Source organism: Pseudomonas quasicaspiana (assembly GCF_021147825.1).
Taxonomy (GTDB): domain Bacteria; phylum Pseudomonadota; class Gammaproteobacteria; order Pseudomonadales; family Pseudomonadaceae; genus Aquipseudomonas; species Aquipseudomonas quasicaspiana.
Genome location: NZ_JAGTPI010000074.1, coordinates 1 through 21,109, shown reverse-complemented (window position 1 = coordinate 21,109; position 21,109 = coordinate 1). Strand labels below are relative to the sequence as shown.

General features: G+C 57.5%; 21 protein-coding genes. All 21 read left to right on the top strand.

Going from position 1 to position 21,109, the window contains the following annotated elements:
• Nucleotides 1–88 precede the first annotated feature (88 nt).
• The 21 genes from fleQ to flhB all read left to right on the top strand — a co-directional run bounded on the left by fleQ (nt 89) and on the right by flhB (nt 20,416).
• Nucleotides 89–1,567, top strand: a complete 1,479-nt coding sequence (gene fleQ / locus KDX30_RS26445) for a transcriptional regulator FleQ (protein ID WP_027901005.1) — start codon at nt 89–91, stop codon at nt 1,565–1,567.
• A gap of 125 nt (nt 1,568–1,692) precedes the next feature.
• Nucleotides 1,693–2,910, top strand: coding sequence for a sensor histidine kinase (locus tag KDX30_RS26440; protein ID WP_099267357.1), 1,218 nt, complete (start codon nt 1,693–1,695; stop codon nt 2,908–2,910).
• Nucleotides 2,910–4,334, top strand: coding sequence for a sigma-54-dependent transcriptional regulator (locus KDX30_RS26435; RefSeq protein ID WP_027901003.1), 1,425 nt, complete (start codon nt 2,910–2,912; stop codon nt 4,332–4,334). Before KDX30_RS26440 ends, KDX30_RS26435 begins: the two co-directional genes overlap by 1 nt.
• Nucleotides 4,335–4,587: 253 nt before the next feature.
• A complete protein-coding gene (gene fliE, locus KDX30_RS26430) occupies nt 4,588–4,914 on the top strand; it encodes a flagellar hook-basal body complex protein FliE (RefSeq protein ID WP_027901002.1) in 327 nt (108 codons plus the stop codon).
• 14 nt (nt 4,915–4,928) lie between these two features.
• Nucleotides 4,929–6,719 (top strand): flagellar basal-body MS-ring/collar protein FliF, encoded by a 1,791-nt coding sequence (gene fliF / locus KDX30_RS26425; protein WP_099267355.1) that lies wholly within the window; start codon nt 4,929–4,931, stop codon nt 6,717–6,719.
• A complete protein-coding gene (gene fliG / locus KDX30_RS26420) occupies nt 6,712–7,728 on the top strand; it encodes a flagellar motor switch protein FliG (RefSeq protein WP_027901000.1) in 1,017 nt (338 codons plus the stop codon). The genes fliF and fliG overlap by 8 nt, the downstream gene beginning before the upstream one ends.
• 125 nt (nt 7,729–7,853) lie before the next feature.
• On the top strand, nt 7,854–8,669 hold the full coding sequence (fliH, locus tag KDX30_RS26415; RefSeq protein ID WP_122704534.1) for a flagellar assembly protein FliH: 816 nt from the start codon (nt 7,854–7,856) through the stop codon (nt 8,667–8,669).
• Nucleotides 8,659–10,017 carry a flagellar protein export ATPase FliI gene (gene fliI, locus KDX30_RS26410; protein ID WP_027900998.1) on the top strand — a complete coding sequence of 453 codons (1,359 nt, stop codon included), beginning with the start codon at nt 8,659–8,661 and terminating at the stop codon, nt 10,015–10,017. Before fliH ends, fliI begins: the two co-directional genes overlap by 11 nt.
• A 6-nt stretch (nt 10,018–10,023) precedes the next feature.
• Nucleotides 10,024–10,473 carry a flagellar export protein FliJ gene (fliJ, locus tag KDX30_RS26405; protein WP_027900997.1) on the top strand — a complete coding sequence of 150 codons (450 nt, stop codon included), beginning with the start codon at nt 10,024–10,026 and terminating at the stop codon, nt 10,471–10,473.
• Between the two features lie 205 nt (nt 10,474–10,678).
• Entirely contained in the window at nt 10,679–10,981 is a 303-nt protein-coding gene (locus tag KDX30_RS26400; protein WP_095094512.1) for an STAS domain-containing protein, read from the top strand.
• A gap of 4 nt (nt 10,982–10,985) precedes the next feature.
• Nucleotides 10,986–12,692: an ATP-binding SpoIIE family protein phosphatase gene (locus KDX30_RS26395; protein WP_231677945.1), complete on the top strand. Its 1,707-nt coding sequence runs from the start codon at nt 10,986–10,988 to the stop codon at nt 12,690–12,692.
• Nucleotides 12,693–12,774: 82 nt separating this feature from the next.
• Entirely contained in the window at nt 12,775–13,089 is a 315-nt protein-coding gene (locus KDX30_RS26390) for an Hpt domain-containing protein (protein ID WP_049826699.1), read from the top strand.
• A gap of 248 nt (nt 13,090–13,337) precedes the next feature.
• A complete protein-coding gene (locus KDX30_RS26385) occupies nt 13,338–14,723 on the top strand; it encodes a flagellar hook-length control protein FliK (RefSeq protein WP_231677944.1) in 1,386 nt (461 codons plus the stop codon).
• A gap of 266 nt (nt 14,724–14,989) precedes the next feature.
• Nucleotides 14,990–15,493 carry a flagellar basal body-associated protein FliL gene (gene fliL, locus KDX30_RS26380; protein ID WP_231677943.1) on the top strand — a complete coding sequence of 168 codons (504 nt, stop codon included), beginning with the start codon at nt 14,990–14,992 and terminating at the stop codon, nt 15,491–15,493.
• Between the two features lie 9 nt (nt 15,494–15,502).
• A complete protein-coding gene (gene fliM / locus KDX30_RS26375) occupies nt 15,503–16,471 on the top strand; it encodes a flagellar motor switch protein FliM (protein ID WP_027898000.1) in 969 nt (322 codons plus the stop codon).
• Nucleotides 16,472–16,527: 56 nt separating this feature from the next.
• A complete protein-coding gene (gene fliN / locus KDX30_RS26370; protein ID WP_027897999.1) occupies nt 16,528–16,995 on the top strand; it encodes a flagellar motor switch protein FliN in 468 nt (155 codons plus the stop codon).
• Nucleotides 16,996–17,000: 5 nt separating this feature from the next.
• On the top strand, nt 17,001–17,447 hold the full coding sequence (fliO, locus tag KDX30_RS26365; protein ID WP_231677948.1) for a flagellar biosynthetic protein FliO: 447 nt from the start codon (nt 17,001–17,003) through the stop codon (nt 17,445–17,447).
• A complete protein-coding gene (gene fliP, locus KDX30_RS26360; protein WP_122704538.1) occupies nt 17,447–18,193 on the top strand; it encodes a flagellar type III secretion system pore protein FliP in 747 nt (248 codons plus the stop codon). The genes fliO and fliP overlap by 1 nt, the downstream gene beginning before the upstream one ends.
• A 25-nt stretch (nt 18,194–18,218) precedes the next feature.
• Nucleotides 18,219–18,488 carry a flagellar biosynthetic protein FliQ gene (locus KDX30_RS26355; protein ID WP_027897996.1) on the top strand — a complete coding sequence of 90 codons (270 nt, stop codon included), beginning with the start codon at nt 18,219–18,221 and terminating at the stop codon, nt 18,486–18,488.
• Between the two features lie 4 nt (nt 18,489–18,492).
• Nucleotides 18,493–19,278 (top strand): flagellar biosynthetic protein FliR, encoded by a 786-nt coding sequence (gene fliR / locus KDX30_RS26350; protein ID WP_080237874.1) that lies wholly within the window; start codon nt 18,493–18,495, stop codon nt 19,276–19,278.
• A 1-nt stretch (nt 19,279) separates the two neighbouring features.
• Nucleotides 19,280–20,416, top strand: a complete 1,137-nt coding sequence (gene flhB / locus KDX30_RS26345) for a flagellar biosynthesis protein FlhB (protein WP_231677942.1) — start codon at nt 19,280–19,282, stop codon at nt 20,414–20,416.
• Nucleotides 20,417–21,109: the final 693 nt, after the last annotated feature.

Below are 21,109 nucleotides of genomic sequence, written 5' to 3'. Positions count from 1 at the left end.
TATTTTCTGGTTCTCGGTATAAGCAGTGGCCGGGATACCAAGCTGCCCCATGTATGGGCATTGAGTTGACTAGGGAAGTTGCTATTGCATGTGGCGTGAAATCAAGATTCTCCTGATCGATGACGACAGCCAGCGCCGCCGTGATTTGGCGGTTATTCTGAATTTTCTTGGCGAAGAAAATCTTTCCTGCTCAAGCCAGGACTGGCAGCAGGTTGTCGGCTCTCTGACGTCCACTCGCGAAGTGCTTTGCGTGCTTGTCGGCAGTGTCAATGCCCCGGGCAGTCTTCAAGGACTGCTTAAGACAGTCGCAGCATGGGATGAGTTCCTTCCTGTTTTGCTTTTGGGAGAAAATTCTTCTCCTGCCGAGCTTCCCGAAGATTTGCGTCGCCGCGTGCTCTCGAGCCTCGAGATGCCGCCGAGCTACAGCAAGTTGCTTGATTCGCTGCACCGGGCCCAGGTTTACCGGGAGATGTACGATCAGGCGCGTGAGCGCGGTCGCCATCGCGAACCCAACCTGTTCCGTAGCCTGGTAGGCACCAGTCGCGCCATTCAGCACGTACGCCAGATGATGCAGCAGGTCGCCGACACTGACGCCACCGTGCTGATCCTTGGCGAGTCCGGTACGGGCAAGGAAGTGGTCGCCCGTAACCTGCATTACCATTCCAAGCGTCGTGAAGCGCCATTTGTGCCGGTCAACTGCGGGGCGATCCCTGCCGAGTTGCTGGAAAGCGAACTCTTCGGCCACGAGAAGGGTGCCTTCACCGGCGCCATCACCAGTCGTGCGGGTCGCTTCGAGCTGGCCAACGGCGGTACGTTGTTCCTTGACGAAATCGGCGACATGCCGCTGCCCATGCAGGTCAAACTGTTGCGGGTTCTTCAGGAGCGCACGTTTGAGCGGGTGGGCAGCAACAAGACGCAAAGCGTCGACGTTCGCATTATTGCCGCGACGCACAAAAACCTCGAAACCATGATCGAGATCGGCAGTTTTCGTGAAGACCTTTACTACCGTCTGAACGTATTCCCGATCGAAATGGCCCCGCTGCGTGAGCGGGTTGAAGATATTCCGCTGTTGATGAACGAATTGATTTCGCGCATGGAGCACGAGAAGCGTGGCTCTATTCGTTTCAACTCGGCAGCGATCATGTCGCTGTGTCGTCATGCCTGGCCAGGCAATGTGCGGGAGCTCGCCAATCTGGTTGAGCGCATGGCGATCATGCATCCATACGGCGTGATTGGCGTCGCGGAGTTGCCGAAGAAATTCCGCTACGTCGATGATGAAGATGAGCAGATGGTTGAAGGTATTCGTAGCGATCTCGAAGAGCGCGTTGCGATCAATGGTCATACGCCAAACTTCGCCAACAGCGCGGTTCTGCCTCCGGAAGGTCTGGATCTGAAGGATTACCTGGGTGGTCTTGAGCAGGGTCTGATTCAGCAGGCGCTGGACGATGCCAACGGCATTGTGGCTCGCGCCGCCGAGCGTCTGCGGATTCGTCGTACAACCCTCGTCGAGAAGATGCGCAAGTACGGCATGACGCGACGTGACGGTGATGAACAGGCAGATGATTGACGCTTGTTGCGTTGAAATAAAGCCAAGCCCCTGAATTATCAGGGGCTTTTTTTTCGGCACGAGGATTGCTAAGTCTCCTGGAACATACCGTTTTTACTGACGGTTCGCCACGCGAGAGATTACCTATGTCCCAGGCCGTTCAGCAGCTGTCGTCTGATTCTGCACTTCAAGTTCCGCTGTCCCTCGAACTGGAAAGTCGTCAGGGCCTTGAGCATGCCTTTCAGCTGTTCAACCAGATGTCGTCGCAACTGACGGACTCCTACAGCTTGCTGGAAGCACGGGTTACTGAGCTCAAAGGCGAACTGGCGGTGGTCAGTGCTCAGCGTATGCAGGAGCTGGCAGAAAAAGAACGGCTTGCATTCCGTTTGCAGAACCTTCTGGATCTGTTGCCCGGCGGCGTGATCGTGATTGACGCCATGGGTGTTGTACGCGAAGCGAACCCGGCTGCGGTGGATCTGCTCGGGCAACCTCTGGTGGGTGAGCTCTGGAGGCACGTGATCAGCCGTTGCTTTGCGCCTCGCGAAGACGATGGTCATGAAATCTCTCTAAAGGATGGACGTCGTCTGTCCATCTCCACGCGTTCACTGGATGCCGAGCCTGGGCAGTTGGTCTTGCTGAACGACCTGACTGAAACCCGTCGCCTGCAAGGGCAACTGGCGCGCCATGAGCGCCTGTCATCTCTTGGGCGAATGGTCGCCTCGCTGGCCCACCAGATTCGTACGCCGCTCTCTGCTGCGCTGATCTATGCCAGTCATTTGACAGAGCAACAGTTACCGGTGGAAACCCAGCAGCGTTTCGCCGGACGGCTCAAAGAGCGTTTGCATGAGCTTGAGCATCAGGTTCGCGACATGCTGGTCTTTGCCCGTGGCGAGTTGCCGTTGACGGATCGCATTACACCGCACGAGCTGTTTGCGGCACTGCAGGCTGCGGCGCACACCCAAACCGACGATCTGTCCGTGCGGTGGCAGTGTGACGATGTCCCAGGGCAGTTGCTGTGCAATCGCGACACGCTGGTCGGTGCTTTGCTCAATCTGGTTGAGAATGCCGTGCAGGCCAGCGCCGGGCGCACGCGTCTGAAAATCCACGCTTATGCCCGTGGTGACGTTTTGCGGGTTTGTGTCAGTGATAACGGCAGTGGCATCGATGCCGCTGCACTTGCCCGAATCGGCGAGCCATTCTTTACCACCAAGACCACGGGAACAGGTCTTGGGCTGGCGGTGGTGACAGCGGTTACCCGTGCGCACCAGGGCGGCGTGCAGTACCGATCCCGTGTAGGGCGCGGCACCTGTGCGATCGTTTCGTTGCCACTGGTTCCGGCTTCCGCTGCAAAGGAAATCTGCTGATGGCGATCAAGGTGTTGCTGGTCGAGGACGACCGTTCATTGCGGGAAGCGCTGGGCGATACCCTTGAACTGGCGGGGCATGATTATCACGCCGTCGCCTGCGCGGAAGACGCGTTGCTGGCGGCGGCCGATGAGTCGTTCGGGCTGGTCATCAGTGACGTCAACATGCCCGGCATGGATGGGCACCAGTTACTAGGTTTGCTGCGCGAGCGTCACCCGCAATTGCCGGTGCTGTTGATGACAGCTCATGGCGCAGTGGATCGCGCGGTAGATGCAATGCGTCATGGCGCGGCCGACTATCTGGTCAAGCCATTCGAACCCAAGGCTTTGTTGGGTCTGGTAGAGCGACATGCGTTGGGGCGTCTGGGGCCGGCAGGTAACGAAGGTCCTATCGCCGTCGAACCTGCCAGCGCGCAGTTGCTCAACCTGGCCAGCCGCGTGGCGAAAAGCGATTCGACCGTGTTGATTTCAGGGGAGTCGGGGACGGGGAAGGAAGTGCTGGCGCGTTTTATCCATCAGCATTCGCCCCGCGCGGAAAAGCCGTTCATTGCCATTAACTGCGCAGCCATTCCCGACAACATGCTGGAAGCCACGTTATTTGGTCACGAGAAGGGCTCTTTCACCGGCGCTATCGCCGCCCAGGCTGGCAAATTCGAGCAGGCCGACGGCGGCACGATCTTGCTGGATGAAATCTCGGAAATGCCCTTGGGTTTGCAGGCCAAGCTGCTTCGGGTTCTTCAGGAGCGTGAAGTTGAGCGGGTCGGCGGCAAGAAGACGATCACCCTGGATATTCGCGTGGTTGCGACCACCAACCGTGATCTGGCCGGTGAAGTAGCGGCAGGTCGCTTCCGGGAAGACTTGTACTACCGGCTTTCGGTTTTTCCGTTGGCCTGGCAACCGCTGCGTCAAAGGACTGCCGATATTCTGCCGCTCGCCGAGCGTCTGCTGGCCAAGCATGCCAATAAAATGAAGCACGCCGCCGTCAGGCTTTCGGCGCAGGCGCAAGCCTGTCTGGTGAGTTATGCCTGGCCGGGTAACGTCCGGGAGCTTGATAACGCTGTGCAACGGGCGTTGATTTTGCAGCAGGGCGGTGTGATTCAGGCTGAAGATTTCTGTCTGACCGGCCCCGTGTCTTATGCGCCAGCGCCATCGTTGAGTGGAACAGCTGGCGGTTCATTGGCACCAGCCGCGCCAGTGGCTGTGTCGGCACCCATGGAGCTGGCGGGCAGCGATTCGGCTGGCGCGCTGGGGGATGACCTGCGGCGGCGCGAATTTCAGATGATCATCGACACGCTGCGCGCTGAGCGTGGTCGTCGCAAAGAAGCAGCGGAACGCCTCGGTATCAGCCCTCGTACGTTGCGCTACAAGCTGGCACAAATGCGCGACGCGGGGATGGACGTGGAAGGTTATCTGTTCGCGACCTGATGGTTTGTCGTTTAGAGCCGATACAGTTTTTCTGCCTGCGCTTATTTGTCGCAGATCGACCTGAAATTTAAAAATTTTAACCTCTCTGGATCAGCCAAATGCTTATCCAGAGCAGGGTTTAGCGGAATTCGCTGATAGATTGGATGCATCGTGATGGCCATATGCTGCTATGTAGCTGGCACTCTTGTTGCTTTGACATTATTGACCGCTGACTCGGTGTCAAAAATTTGCGGCCCTTATGAGAGAAACGTCCATGAGCCAAGGTGTTGAATTTAATCGCTTGATGTTGGACATGCGCTCCATGCAGATGGATGCCATGGCTGCGCCCAAGGCTGCAGCTACGCCGCAAATCGGCTCCAGCAGCTTTGCCGACATGCTTGGCCAGGCCGTCAACAAGGTCAACGACGTTCAGCAGGCTTCCAGCCAGCTGTCCAGCGCCTTCGAGATCGGCAAGAGCGGCGTGGACCTCACTGACGTGATGATCTCGTCCCAGAAGGCCAGTGTGTCTTTTCAAGCCTTGACCCAGGTGCGAAACAAGCTGGTTCAGGCTTACCAAGACATCATGCAGATGCCGGTTTAAGGACGTATTGAGTCATGGCAGAAACACTCGCCGATAGCGTTCCGGCCAAGGCAGGCGCTCCTGCAGGCAAACCGTTGTTCGGTCTGGCCTTCCTGGAAAACCTCTCCGAGATGACCATGTTGCGTCAGGTTGGCCTTATGGTCGGCCTGGCTGCCAGTGTGGCCATCGGCTTTGCCGTAGTGCTCTGGTCGCAGCAACCTGACTATCGTCCGTTGTACGGCAGCATGGCCGGCATGGACGCCAAACAGGTCATGGACACGCTGACCACGGCCAATATTGCCTACACCGTCGAGCCTAATTCCGGCGCGCTGCTGGTGAAAGCTGATGACGTGCAACGTGCACGCATTCAGCTGGCATCTGCTGGCATCGCCCAGACTGACGCCAACGTCGGTTTTGAAATCCTGGACAAGGATCAAGGCCTGGGGACCAGTCAGTTCATGGAAGCGACGCGCTATCGTCGTGGCCTTGAAGGTGAGCTGGCGCGGACCATTTCGTCCTTGAATAACATCAAGGGTGCCCGTGTGCACTTGGCGATCCCGAAAAGCTCGGTGTTCGTCCGTGATGATCGCAAGCCAAGTGCTTCGATTCTGGTTGAGCTTTACCCTGGCCGCTCCCTTGAGCCAAGCCAGGTCATGGCCATCGTCAATCTGGTGGCGACCAGCGTTCCAGAGCTGACCAAGTCTCAGGTCACTGTCGTCGACCAGAAGGGCAATCTTCTTTCTGATCAGGCGGAGAACTCCGAGCTGACCATGGCGGGCAAGCAGTTTGACTATGCCCGTCGCATGGAAGGCATGTTGACTCAGCGTGTGCAGAACATCCTGCGTCCGGTGCTGGGCACTGATCGCTACAAGGCGGAAGTGTCCGCTGATGTGGACTTCAGTGCTGTCGAGTCAACGGCAGAAAGCTTCAACCCTGATCAGCCTGCCTTGCGCAGCGAGCAGTCGGTCAACGAGCAGCGTTCCAGCAGTTCAGGTGCATCAGGTGTTCCGGGCGCGTTGAGCAACCAGCCGCCAGGCCCTGCAACCGCACCGCAAACCCCGGGCGCCGGTGCAGCCGGTGCTGCTGCCGCCATTGCTCCAGGCCAGCCGTTGCTGGATGCAAACGGCCAACAAATCATGGACCCGGCCACGGGTCAGCCAGCCTTGGCGCCATACCCGGCTGACAAGCGCGTGCAGTCGACCAAGAACTTTGAGCTGGACCGGTCCATCAGTCACACCAAGCAACAGCAGGGCCGTTTGAATCGTCTGTCGGTTGCCGTGGTGGTGGATGACCAGCTCAAGATCAACCCGGCCAATGGTGAAGCGACACGCACACCGTGGAGCGCAGAAGACTTGAACCGCTTTACCCGCCTGGTGCAGAACGCTGTCGGGTTCGATGCCAGCCGCGGTGACAGCGTCAGCGTTGTCAACGTGCCGTTCTCGGCCGAGCAGGGCGAAGTCATCCCGGATATTCCGTTCTACTCGCAGCAGTGGTTCTGGGACATCGTCAAACAGGCGATGGGTGTCATCTTCATTCTGGTTCTGGTGTTCGGTGTCTTGCGTCCGGTGTTGAACAACATCACCAACGGCAAGAGCAAGCAACTCGCCGGTTTTGACGACGGCATGGGCGGTATGGGTGGCATGGGCGGTGGTGGCTCCGATGAGCTGTCCAACGACCGCGTCAGCCTGGGTGGCCCGCAAAGTATTCTGCTGCCTAGCCCGACCGAGGGTTATGACGCACAGCTGAACGCAATCAAGAGTTTGGTGGCTGAAGATCCGGGTCGTGTGGCCCAGGTCGTGAAAGAGTGGATTAACACTGATGAATGATCGAGCCGCTGTAGCCAAACTGAGTAAAGTCGAGAAAGCTGCCGTACTGCTGCTTTCCCTGGGCGAAACCGATGCTGCGCAAGTCTTGCGCCACATGGGGCCCAAGGAAGTCCAGCGGGTCGGCGTGGCCATGGCGCAGATGCGCAACGTGCATCGCGAACAGGTCGAAGAGGTGATGACCGAGTTCGTCGAAATCGTTGGCGATCAGACCAGCCTGGGCGTCGGCTCTGACGGTTACATCCGTAAAATGCTCACCCAGGCATTGGGCGAAGACAAGGCGAACGGTCTGATCGACCGCATCCTGCTGGGTGGCAACACCAGCGGTCTGGACAGCCTGAAATGGATGGAGCCACGCGCTGTGGCTGACGTTATCCGTTTCGAGCACCCGCAGATTCAAGCCATCGTTGTGGCGTATCTGGATGCCGATCAGGCAGGTGAAGTGCTCGGGCATTTTGATCACAAGGTGCGGCTGGATATTATTCTGCGGGTGTCGTCACTAAACACCGTGCAGCCAGCGGCCCTTAAAGAACTGAACCAGATTCTCGAGAAGCAGTTCTCGGGTAACGCCAACACGTCGCGTACTACCCTGGGTGGTATCAAGCGTGCTGCGGATATCATGAACTTCCTCGACAGCTCCATCGAAGGCGCGCTCATGGATTCGATCCGCGAAGTCGACGAAGATCTGTCGACGCAGATCGAAGACCTCATGTTTGTCTTCAACAACCTGTCGGACGTGGACGACCGCGGTATCCAAGCGCTGTTGCGCGAGGTGTCTTCGGACGTGCTGGTACTCGCCCTCAAGGGTTCCGACGAGGCGATCAAAGAAAAAATCTTCAAGAACATGTCCAAGCGTGCCGCCGAACTGCTGCGCGACGATCTGGAAGCGAAGGGCCCGGTCCGCGTCAGCGACGTGGAAACCGCGCAGAAAGAAATCCTCACAATTGCTCGCCGTATGGCCGAGGCCGGGGAAATCGTTCTTGGCGGCAAAGGTGGCGAGGAAATGATCTAGTCTGTTGACGTTTTGTCGGAAAAGCTGACCGGGGATATAGTCTCCGATGTCCACCGCCTTGCCTGGCGACAGTCGTCCGGCAAGGCGGCCTGCGCTGAAACATCACAGACTCTAAGGCACTATAAATGTCCAGCTCCAACAAAGAACCGGTCAGCGAGCTCATCCGCGCCAAGGACGTCGGCGGTTTTGACGTGTGGTCGCTGCCCAGTTTCGACCCGTACAAAGAGCCTGAACCCGAGCCGGAACCGGTCATCGAGGAATCGGTCGACACCATCGAAGAAGTCCCTCTGGAAGAAGTCCAGCCGATAACGCTCGAAGAGTTGGAGAGCATCCGTCAGGAGGCCTACAACGAAGGCTTCGCCACGGGCGAGAAGGAAGGCTTTCACAGCACGCAACTCAAGGTTCGTCAGGAAGCCGAGGTTGCCCTCAAGGAAAAGCTTGCCAGCCTCGACCTGCTCATGACCCAGCTGTTTGATCCGATCGGCAGCCAGGACAAGCAAATCGAGCAATCGGTGATTTATCTGGTGGAGCACATCGCTCGCAAGGTTATTCAGCGGGAGCTGACCACCGATTCACGGCAGATTGGCAATGTCCTGCGCGATGCGCTGAAGCTGTTGCCTATGGGCGCCAATAATGTGCGGATCTTCATCAATCCGCAGGATTTTGATCTGGTCAAAGCCATGCGCGAGCGTCATGAGGAAACCTGGCGCATCGTTGAAGATGACACATTGCAGGCTGGCGGTTGCCGGATTGAAACCGAGCACAGCCGGATCGATGCCAGCATCGAGACACGCCTGGCGCTGGCCATTGGCAAAATGTATGACCAGATGCACGAGCAGTCACTGCATCCGGCAGCTCCAGACCTGAGTCTGGAACTGAACAACCCTCCAGTCGCGCCAGCGTCTGCCAGTTCTGATGTCGAGAAATCCGATGCGCCTTGATCGCACCAGCTTCGGCAAGCGCCTGGGTTCGTATGCCGAAACCATCGAAATGCCCGTGCAGCCGGTGGTGGAAGGGCGCTTGCTGCGCATGGTCGGTCTGACCCTTGAAGCCGAGGGCCTGCGGGCTGCCATGGGCAGTCGCTGCATGGTGATCAACGATGACAGTCATCATCCGGTAGAAGTCGAAGCCGAAGTCATGGGCTTTTCCGGCAGCAAGATATTCTTGATGCCCGTCGGCAGCGTGTCCGGTCTCGCGCCCGGTGCGCGCGTTGTGCCGTTGGCGGACACCGGCCGGTTGCCCATGGGGATGGCAATGCTGGGCCGCGTGCTTGATGGCGCGGGTCGCGCGCTGGACGGCAAAGGCGCCGTTAGGGCCGAGGATTGGGTGCCGATGGACGGCCCGACGATTAATCCGCTCAAGCGCAACCCGATCAGTCAGCCCCTCGATGTGGGCATTCGCAGCATAAACGGATTATTGACGGTCGGCCGCGGCCAGCGTCTAGGGCTGTTCGCCGGTACGGGCGTCGGCAAAAGCGTCCTGCTCGGCATGATGACCCGCTTTACCGAGGCCGACATTATTATCGTGGGCCTGATCGGTGAGCGGGGTCGTGAGGTTAAAGAGTTCATCGAGCACAGCCTGGGTGAAGAAGGGCTCAAGCGCTCGGTGGTGGTCGCATCCCCTGCGGATGATGCGCCGCTGATGCGTCTACGGGCGGCTATGTATTGCACGCGAATCGCCGAATATTTTCGTGACAAGGGCAAGAACGTGCTGTTGCTCATGGATTCCCTGACCCGTTTCGCTCAGGCGCAACGGGAAATTGCTCTGGCTATCGGTGAGCCTCCTGCAACCAAGGGCTATCCGCCTTCGGTGTTCGCCAAGTTGCCCAAGCTGGTAGAGCGCGCCGGTAATGCCGAAGCGGGCGGCGGCTCGATCACGGCGTTTTACACGGTACTGTCCGAAGGCGACGACCAGCAGGATCCGATCGCGGACTCGGCGCGAGGCGTGCTCGACGGCCACATCGTGTTGTCCCGTCGGCTGGCTGAGGAAGGGCATTACCCGGCCATCGATATCGAGGCGTCCATCAGCCGGGTCATGCCTGCGGTGGTCACCCCCGACCACATGAATCAGGCGCAGCACTTCAAGCAGTTGTGGTCGCGTTATCAACAGAGCCGCGATCTGATCAGCGTCGGTGCCTACGTGCCCGGTGGGGATCGGGAAACCGACCTGGCGATTCATCTGCAGCCAACCCTGGTGCGCTTTCTGCGTCAGGGGCTCAACGAAAACGAGAGCATGGAGAACAGCAGTGCCCAGTTGGCTGCAGTCTTCAGTCCTGCTGCGGGTGGCTGATAAGTCATGGCCGTAAGTCGCGCAGCGCGTCTGGCGCCCGTGGTGGATATGGCCGAAAGCGCCGAGCGCGCGGCCGTCCAGCGGTTGGGGCATTTCCAGGGGCAAGTGCGCATCGCCGAAGGCAAGCTTAATGATCTTGAGCAGTTTCGCCTGGACTACCAGCAACAATGGATCGACAAGGGCGCCCATGGCGTGTCCGGGCAGTGGCTGCTGGGTTATCAGCGCTTCCTTACCCAACTGGATACCGCTGTCGATCAGCAGCGCAGGAGTCTGGCCTGGCATCAGGACAATGTCGAAAAAGCCCGCGTCAGTTGGCAGCAGGCTTATGCACGAGTTGAAGGCTTGCGTAAATTGGTCCAGCGCTACATCGACGAAGCCCGTCAACTGGAAGACAAGCGCGAACAGAAGCTGCTGGATGAGTTATCGCAACGCCTGCCCAGGCATGCGCCGTTTTAACAAACAGATTTGCATCGCAACTTATTGAACTTTAATGATTTTTCCTGTGGTATCCGGGCTTGCCCGCGATGAGGCTGGACGCAATTCACCTTGTATCGCGTCAAGCTCCATCGCGGGCAAGCCCGGCTCCCACACAGGAATTTGCAGGTATCACTAGCCAGTGCTAAACCTTGATAACGTGACGTACGTCTCTCAGGAATTCTACATGCCGGTCACTTCTGAGCTTTCTCCCGACGGTCAGCAACTGACCATCTCAATCTCTGGGCGCTTTGACTTCGCTTCCCATCAGGACTTTCGTGAAGCTTATGAAAGGTCGGGCAGCGAGTTGCGTTATGTCGTTGACCTGAGTGGCACCACTTACCTGGACAGTTCGGCGCTGGGCATGCTCTTGTTGCTGCGTGATCATGCCGGGGGCGAGCGTTCGCGGATTCGCCTGATCAATTGTTGCCCTGATGTCATCACGATCCTGACCATCTCCAATTTCTCGAAGCTTTTCCAGATAGGTTGAAGCCTTGCAGCCGTCCAGCGAATCCTTGTGCATCCTGATCGCTGACGACAACGCCAGTGACCGCCTGTTGCTGTCCACTATCGTGGCCCGACAAGGGCATCGTGTGTTGTGCGCTGACAATGGCGCCGATGCGATTGCGTTGTTCGAGACAGATCGGCCGCAACTGATATTGATGGACGCCATGATGCCGGTGATGGACGGCTTCGAGGCTGCCCGGCGAATCAAGGAGCTGGCCGGTGAGGCGCTGGTTCCGATTATTTTCCTGACCTCGCTGACGGAAGGTGCTGCATTGGCGCGCTGCCTGGATGCCGGGGGAGACGACTTCATTGCGAAGCCCTACAACCAGACGGTTCTGACAGCAAAAATCAATGCCATGAACCGCTTGCGGCTGCTGCAGGAGACCGTCCTCAGGCAGCGCGACCTGATTGCCCGCCACCATGATTACCTGCTCAACGAGCAACGAGTGGCCAAGGAAGTATTTGATCAGGTAGCGCATTCCGGTTGCCTGGACGCAACCAATATTCGCTATCTGCAATCGCCTTACGCGCTATTCAATGGCGACTTGTTGCTTGCTGCCTACACACCCGCCGGCCACATGCATCTGTTGTTGGGCGACTTCACCGGGCACGGTTTGCCGGCGGCGGTCGGTGCGATGCCTCTGGCGGAAGTGTTTTACGGCATGACTGCGAAGGGTTTCGGTCTGGCCGAAACCCTTCGCGAGATGAACGCCAAGCTCAAGCGCATCCTGCCTGTGGACATGTTCTGCTGCGCGACCATGGTCTGTATCAACTTCAGTCAGCGCCAGTTTCAGGTCTGGAATGGCGGCTTGCCTGACGGTTATCTGCTGAGTGCTGCGACAGGGGAGCGTACTGCACTGGTTTCCCGGCATTTGCCGCTTGGCGTGCTGGACTCGGGCTCGTTCGATGACCGGACCGAGGTTCATCCATTCGCCTTGGGCGACAGGGTTTTCCTGCTTTCGGATGGGGTGATCGACACCGCAGACAACAAAGAGCAGTTGTTTGGTGTGGCGCGGCTACACGAGGTGCTGGAAGCCAATCGCGATCCGCAGCTGTTGATCACGGAGATTCAGCGAGCGTTGAATGATTTCGGCGGGCAGCCCCGGGATGACGTCAGCATGGTGGAAATCACAGCTGTCGAGCAGGCAGAGCTGGGACCGCAAACCGTGACTTACTCGGACAGCGGTACCTCTACGCCGCTGGATTGGTCATCGACGTTCGAGTTCAGGGCGTCGACCCTCAGGCGCTTCAATCCACTGCCTTATCTGTTGCAGTTGTTGCTGGAGGTCCATGGCCTGCGTCATCAGAGCGGTGCGCTTTACACCGTAATGACCGAGCTTTATAGCAATGCGCTGGAGCACGGCGTTCTGGGGCTTGATTCTTCGCTGAAAAGTAACGCGTCAGGATTTACCCGCTATTATCAGCAGCGGGCAGAGCGGCTTGCCGCGCTGGAGAGTGGCTTCATTCGCATACATTTTCAGGTCATCCCCCTGGATGGGGGCGGCCGTTTGAGTGTGCAGGTGGAGGACAGCGGTAATGGTTTCAACATTGATACAATTCTTGCGTTGCCGCCGACACTCAATGAGCTGTACGGTCGCGGTCTTGCGCTGGTGCGAGAGCTGAGTGACGAGGCTTCGTGGTCTGAGGACGGACGGATCGCACGCGTGGAATTCTGCTGGGGGGCAAAGGCATAACCCCGGGTTCTTGATCAAAGGAGTGAACAAGGTGTCAGTCATTCATCTGGATTACAGCGTATTGACGACGTTGCAGGAAGTCATGGAAGACGAGTATCCCACCCTTCTGGATGTGTTCCTCAAAGACTCTGAATACCGTATTTCCCGTTTGCGTCAGCTTATGGGAGTGGCTGCGTTTGATCTGCAGGAGCTGAGCCTGGTGGCCCATAGCTTCAAAGGCAGCAGCAGCAATATGGGCGCGCTGCGCCTTGCCGACCTGTGCCGTGAGCTTGAAGAGCGCAGCCGTCGGGAGGAAAGCGTCGGTCTTGGCGATCTATTGGCCGCCCTTGATCACGAATACTCGACTGTGCGTCGGTTATTCGACGCGGAACGCCAGTTTTTTATCGCACACCCCTGAGTCGACTCGCGCTTCTATCAAACAAATGCGCCTACCATTTGGAATGTTATTTACCTGTAGGAGCGCGCTTGCCCGCGACTCGGTCTGTCATTCGATAAATCTATCGGCTTTGCTGACGCTATCGCGCTCCTGGAGGGGCGTGTTGGCTGCGAGAGAGCTGCACCATGGACACCGGGGCTGCTCTTGATCGTCTTTGGCCCGTATCTTGCTCTGTTCTGCGTATTCAGCTGTTTTTCGCGGAGATCGACATGCCACTCGCCCCCAATGCTCTTCTTCAAGCCACTCCAGTGGCGGCGCAGAAGGCCAGTTCTGCCAGCAACTCAGCCAGGCAGGCTGACAGCAGCAAAGACGACAACTCCAGCTTCTCTGACGTCTATGCCAAGCAGGCTCAGGCTAAATCGGCTGCGAGCAACGACGCTCCGGTCAAGGCCAGATCTGCTGCGGATAAAGACAAACAGGTTGCAGACAAGGCCGCGTCCGACAAGAACGATGCTGCCACTTCGGACTCGACGACGGTTGCCGATAGCGGCAATACCTTGCCTGCCGAGCCAGTTGCCAGTGCAGATGACGGCAAGGCCGATGAGGAAGTTGATCCGGCACTGGCCCAGGTTGTAACGCCAGCCCCGGCGCTTGATCCCGCGCTTGATCCTGCATTGCAAGCCATAGTCAGTCAGGCCTCGGCCCAGGTGGACGTCGACAAGCCGAAAGTTGATGTCGCTTCTGCCTCAACCGCCTTGCCGACCGTGCAGGCCGCTGATCCGGCTGAAGCATCTTTCGACCCGAGCGCTGATCCGCTCGAAGACATGCCCGCGCTGCAGTTTGCTCTGGAGAATGCAGCAGCCAAGGCGCAGCAGGCTCAGCAAGCGCAAAATGCTCACGCAACGAATCAGGCAGGCAAGAACGCCAAGCTGGATAACGCCGCAACAGATCCATCCCAGCTCGCCAATAACCTGGCAGCACTGGATGAGCGTTCATCTGTTTCGGACGAGCCCAGCACCGAGAGCAGCGATAAATCATTCGACGGCTTGCTCGATAGTGGTCTCAAAGATGTCAAATCAGCTGCTGGCGATACGCGGGTGGATAACTTCGCTGATCGTCTGGCAGCCCTGAGTCAGGCCGCGCAGCAGCCTCGTGCTGCAGCGCCTGCGGTACCTCTGATGAACCAGCCTTTGGCGATGCATCAGAGTGGCTGGAGTGAAGGCGTGGTAGAGCGCGTCATGTATCTGTCGAGTCAAAACCTGAAATCGGCTGACATTCAGCTGGAGCCTGCTGAATTGGGTCGCCTTGATATTCGTATCAACATGGCGCCTGACCAGCAGACTCAAGTGACCTTCATGAGTGCTCATGTGGGGGTTCGTGAAGCGCTGGAAAGCCAGATGTCCCGCCTGCGCGATTCTTTTACCCAGCAGGGTATGGGGCAGGTGGACGTGAACGTTTCCGACCAGTCCCGCAACCAGCAGAACCAGGCCCAGCAGCAAGAGCAGGCTAACAATGCCCGTGGCACTGGCAACGGTGGTTCGGGCGTCAGTGGCGTGGACGGCTCGGTTGACGGTATCGACGCAGATACTGGCATTGCGATCAGTCAGCCGGTTCAGCGGGTTGTCGGTACCAGCGAGATCGATTTCTACGCCTGATGATTGGGCATTCTCGCAGGCATACGAATGCCTTGCAGGAGCCCAAGAGCACCGCGAGGCAGCGATGGCGACCTTCCTGATACGTCGCTATCGCTGCCTCGCGCTGCTGCAAGTTCTGAGTTTGCTGCGCGCGGTGCTACATAAACTCTTGAACCAACGCCTCACTAAAACCCCTGTCCTGACCATCCTCTCCCAACTCTGGCATAACACTTGCTCTTCCTCTGTCACGCATTAGCGAACCCCCCGAATAGTGACGGATTATTGGCATGGCGAAGAGCGACGAAGTTAAAGAACCCGGCTCAAAAGGCAAACTCAAGCTCATTATCATTGTGGTAGTGGCTTTATTGCTGGCCGTCGGCCTTTCAGTCGGCGCGACCTGGTTTTTCATGCACAGCTCCGAGCCGAAGGTAGACCCGGCGGCTGTCGCAGCGGCGGATCCCAATGCCAAACACCCGGCCATTTTCGAAGCGCTCACGCCTGCATTCGTGGTCAATTTCAACTCCAACGGTCGTCAGCGCTATATGCAGGTCAGCATCACCATGCTCGCGCGCAATCAGGCTGATCTTGAGGCATTGAAAGTGCACATGCCGGTCATCCGCAACAATCTGGTGATGCTGTTTGCCGGCATCCCTTTCGAGTCCCTGGCGTCGCCTGTCGGTCAGGAAATGCTGCGTCAGAAAGCGACCGCCAGCGTTCAGGAAGTCGCCCAGAAAGAACTGGGCAAAACCGTGATCGAGCAACTGCTTTTCACTAACTTCGTATTGCAGTAGGAACACGACATGGCCGTGCAAGACCTGCTGTCCCAGGATGAGATCGACGCGCTGTTGCACGGCGTGGACGATGGAATGGTTGCAACTGAAAACGCTGCCGAACCCGGCAGTATCAAAAGTTATGACCTGACCAGCCAGGATCGGATCGTACGGGGTCGGATGCCGACTCTGGAAATGATCAACGAGCGATTCGCCCGTTATACCCGCATCAGCATGTTCAACCTGCTGCGTCGCTCAGCCGACGTGGCGGTAGGTGGCGTGCAGGTGATGAAGTTCGGCGAGTACGTTCACTCGCTGTATGTGCCGACCAGTCTCAACCTGGTCAAGCTCAAACCGCTGCGTGGCACCGGGCTGTTCATCCTTGACGCCAAACTGGTGTTCAAGCTGGTGGATAACTTCTTTGGCGGTGACGGTCGTCACGCCAAAATTGAAGGGCGTGAATTTACCCCGACCGAACTGCGCGTGGTACGCATGGTGCTGGACCAGGCTTTCATCGACATGAAAGAAGCCTGGCAGGCGATCATGGAAGTGAACTTCGAGTACATCAACTCTGAAGTGAACCCGGCGATGGCCAACATTGTGGGTCCGAGCGAAGCGGTTGTCGTATCGACTTTCCATATCGAGCTGGACGGAGGTGGCGGCGACCTGCATGTCACCTTGCCTTACTCGATGATCGAGCCTATTCGGGAAATGCTGGATGCGGGCTTTCAGTCCGATCTGGACGACCAGGATGAGCGCTGGATCAATGCACTCAAGCAGGATGTTCTGGATGTAGCAGTGCCCATGAGCGCGACGGTTGTTCGTCGTCAGTTGTTGCTGCGCGACATTCTGCACATGCAGCCGGGCGACATTATTCCGGTTGATATGCCTGATGAGATGGTGATGCGCGCCAACGGCGTGCCTTCCTTCAAGGTCAAGCTGGGATCGCATCAAGGCAATCTGGCCCTGCAAGTCATCGAACCGATAGAGCGGCGTTGAGTTTTTCTCGCCGAAAATTTTTGTGTCACTGAATCAATGTTCACCGAGGACAACCGATGGCTGATGAAAACGATATGACGTCTGCTGAAGATCAGGCGTTGGCCGATGAGTGGGCGGCAGCACTGGAAGAAACCGGTGATGACGGGCAGAGCGATATCGATGCGCTGCTTGCTGCAGATGCCGGTAATTCGGCGGCGTCCAGCCGTATGGCAATGGAAGAATTTGGCAGCGTGCCCAAGAGCAATGCTCAGGTAACGCTTGATGGTCCCAACCTTGATGTGATTCTGGATATTCCGGTGTCCATCTCCATGGAAGTGGGCAGTACCGATATCAGTATTCGTAACCTGCTGCAGCTCAACCAGGGTTCGGTTATCGAGCTGGATCGTCTGGCGGGTGAGCCGCTCGATGTTCTGGTCAACGGTACGCTGATCGCCCATGGCGAAGTGGTTGTGGTCAATGAGAAGTTCGGCATCCGCCTGACTGACGTGATCAGCCCAAGCGAACGTATCAAGAAGCTGCGCTAGTGAAGATGATCAAAGCCGTAGCCGTGTTCCTCGTCATGCCGCTGAGCGCTTTGGCGGCTGAGCCCGCCGTTCAGGCGGTGGCGCCTCAGGCGACTGCCGCGGCGTCATCAGGCATGGGCGGGCAGATAGTGCAGTTGCTGTTCGGCCTTCTGCTGGTCGTCGGTCTCATCTTTCTGCTGGCCTGGCTGATGCGTCGGGTTCAGCGCGGCGTACCGGGTAATACTCAGGTGATCGAGCTGGTCGGCTCGCGGGTTATCGGCCCGCGTGATCGCCTGGTACTGGTTCAGGTCGGCAACGAACAGATTCTGCTTGGCGTCACGCCGGGCCGAATCACGCCGTTGCATGTGCTCAACGAGCCAGTGCGGGTGCCGGAGACCCAGCCGGTGAACTCCGAGTTTGCGCAGCGTTTGATGGACTTGATGGGCAACAAGGTTCAGAAGGATAAGAAGTAATGCTGCGTATTCTGTTGACAGTTTTGCTGGTGCTGGCAGCGCCTGTGGCGTTCGGTGCCGACCCGTTGTCGATCCCGGCAATTACGTTGGCCAACGGTGCAAACGGTCAGCAGGAATACTCGGTCAGCCTGCAAATCCTGCTGATCATGACGGCGCTGAGCTTTATCCCGGCGTTCGTCATGCTGATGACCAGTTTTACGCGGATCATCATTGTCTTCTCGATTCTGCGTCAGGCCCTGGGTCTGCAGCAGACGCCGTCGAACCAGATCCTGACCGGCATGGCGCTGTTCCTGACCATGTTCATCATGGCCCCGGTGTTTGACCGGGTGAATCAGGATGCCTTGCAACCCTATCTGGCGGAAACCATGACGGCGCAGGACGCAATCGCCAAGGCGCAGGTACCAATCAAGGATTTCATGCTGGCGCAAACCCGCACCAGCGACCTTGAGTTATTCATGCGGCTTTCCAAGCGCACTGACATCGCTTCTCCGGATCAGGCTCCGCTGACGATTCTGGTTCCGGCGTTTGTCATTTCCGAGCTCAAGACAGCGTTTCAGATCGGCTTCATGATATTCATTCCGTTTCTGGTCATCGACCTGGTGGTCGCCAGCGTTTTGATGGCCATGGGTATGATGATGCTCTCGCCGTTGATTATTTCCCTGCCGTTCAAAATCATGCTTTTTGTGCTGGTAGATGGCTGGGCGTTGATCGTCGGCACGCTGGCCAGCAGTTTCGGTGGTGTATGACCCGTCCTGATCAGGAGTCTGCGCAATGACGCCAGAAGTAGCTGTCGATCTGTTCCGCGAGGCGCTGTGGTTTACCACATTGCTGGTGGCGATTCTGGTAGTGCCCAGTCTGCTCTGTGGTCTGTTGGTCGCCATGTTTCAGGCGGCCACTCAGATCAACGAACAGACGCTGAGCTTTTTGCCGCGTCTCATCGTGATGCTCATCACGTTGATCGTCGCCGGTCCCTGGCTGCTCAAGGTGTTCATGGAATACATCCTCGCCTTGTATACCAGCATCCCGACTGTGATCGGCTGACCTCGTGGAACCGATTCTAGCCCTGACCAACGGGCAGATCGGCACTTGGGTAGCGAGCTTCATGCTGCCGATGTTCCGGATTGTTGCGCTGTTGATGACCATGCCGATCATCGGTACAACACTGGTCCCTCGTCGTGTGCGTCTTTATCTCGCGCTGGCCATCACCGTGGTTGTGGCGCCAGTCCTGCCGCCCATGCCCGAGGTCAACGCGCTGGACCTGACTGCCTTGTTGCTGATCGGTGAGCAGATCATTATCGGCGCGGGTCTAGGGCTGTTTCTTCAGCTGTTCTTTCATTCTTTCGTGATTGCCGGTCAGATCATTTCCACGCAAATGGGCATGGGCTTCGCCTCGATGGTTGACCCTACCAACGGCGTGTCATCGGCAGTGATTGGTCAATTCTTTACCATGCTGGTCACGCTTGTGTTTCTAGGCATGAACGGCCACCTGGTGGTGATAGAAACCCTGATCGAGAGCTTTACGACCATGCCGGTAGGGAGTGGTTTGCTGGTATCCAACTTCTGGGCGCTCGCCAATGGCCTGGGCTGGGTCATGGCTGCCGGTCTGAAGCTTGTGTTGCCGACGATTACCGCCTTGCTGGTCGTCAACATCGCTTTCGGCGTCATGACCCGTGCAGCACCGCAGCTGAACATTTTCTCCATTGGTTTTCCGCTGACGCTGGTGATGGGCTTTGTCATTCTGTGGATCAGCCTGGCCGACATTCTCAATCAGTACCAACCGCTGGCAACTGAAGCGCTGCAGGGCTTCCGCGATATGGTGAGGGCTCGCTGACATGGCTGAGAACGAGAATGGTCAGGACAAAACAGAAGAACCCACGGATAAAAAGCGAAGTGATTCCCGCAAGGAAGGCCAGATTGCCCGCTCCAAGGAGCTGAATACCCTGGCAATCATGATGGCAGGCGCTATCGGGCTTCTGGTCGAAGGATCGGATATTGCTCAGGCAATGTCTTACATGATGACTTCAAACTTCACCATCACCCGTGAAGCGCTAATGGATCAAGGGTCCATGGCAAAGATGCTGTTGTCGACCGGCAAACTCGCGTTGGTCGTCATGATGCCTTTTTTCCTGGTCATGCTCGCTGCCGCGATCATTGGCCCGATCTCCCTGGGTGGGTGGTTGTTCGCCGCCAAATCAATGGCTCCCAAGTTCAGCCGCATGAACCCGTTTGCGGGCCTTAAGCGCATGTTTTCTCCCACTGCGCTGATTGAGCTACTCAAGTCCTTCGCCAAGTTCGTGATTGTGCTGATCGTGGCATTGGTGGTGCTGAACATGGAAAAGGCCGCACTGGTTTCGATTGCTCACGAGCCCTTGGAGCAGGCGATTATTCACAGCCTGCAAGTGGTGGGCTGGAGTACGTTGTGGATGGCGTGCGGGCTGATTTTCATTGCGGCGGTGGATGTGCCATTCCAGCTATGGGAAGCGCACAAGAAGCTGTTGATGACCAAGCAGGAAGTGCGCGATGAGTATAAGAACTCCGAAGGCAGTCCAGAGGTCAAGCAGCGCATTCGTCAGTTGCAGCGAGACGCATCGCAGCGCCGCATGATGGAGTCGGTTCCTCAGGCGGATGTGATCATCACTAACCCGACGCACTTTGCCGTGGCTCTTAAATATGACCCTGATCAGGGTGGGGCGCCGATGCTGGTGGCCAAGGGCGTGGATTTTGTGGCGTTGAAGATTCGGGAGGTTGCTGCGCATAACCAGATTCTGATTCTTGAATCGCCGGGTCTTGCGCGTTCGATTTACTACAGCACGGATCTTGATCAGGAAATCCCGGCCGGTCTGTACCTGGCGGTGGCTCAGGTTCTGGCGTATGTGTATCAGATTCGTCAGTACCATGCAGGGCAGGGCAAGCGTCCGGATCCGCTGGGCGATATCACTATTCCGCCGGATTTGCAGCGGGATTCTTGATTTTTGCTATTGCTGCTAACTGCGCTGGTGCCGTCGCGGCCGCGATTATTGAGTACATATCCGTTACCGCATTCAGGGCTGATATTTGTTGCGCTTTTACAGCGCCTCACTTTTGGGCCCAAAAGTAAGCAAAAGGCTTTTACCCCACCACTTGGTCCCTCGCCTAGGCTCGGGATACCCGCCCGCAGATCTGAAACCGTGGGCCGCCGCAATGGGCCATCCATGGCCCGGTGCGGCTAACCCGGCGTCCTGCCGGGTTGCCCACGGTTTCAAATCTGCGTTCGGCCAGCGTGGTTTAACGGGGCGCCCCAGATCAAGATCAAAAACGCGGCGGCCTGACAGCCGACCTGATTGGGTGGACTTGCCGATATTTTGTAGGAGCTGCCGAAGGCTGCGAAGCGGTGTGTCAGACGATGTATTCGTTGGCTGTGGTGGCGTCTCGCGAACAAGTTCGCTCCTACCGGTCCGGGGTGTTAGCGCTGTATTCGCTCTGTTTTTGATCTGCTTTTGATCTGCTTTTGATCTGCTTTTGATTTTGATCTTGGGCGCCCCGTTAAACCACGACGGCCGGAATTAGACCTTGCTGTGTGGGGCAAACCGGCAGGGATGCCGGTTTAGCCGCCTCAGGCCATGGATGGCCGGTGGCGGCGGCCCCACGCAGCAAGGTCGGATTACGGGTATGCCGAGCGACAG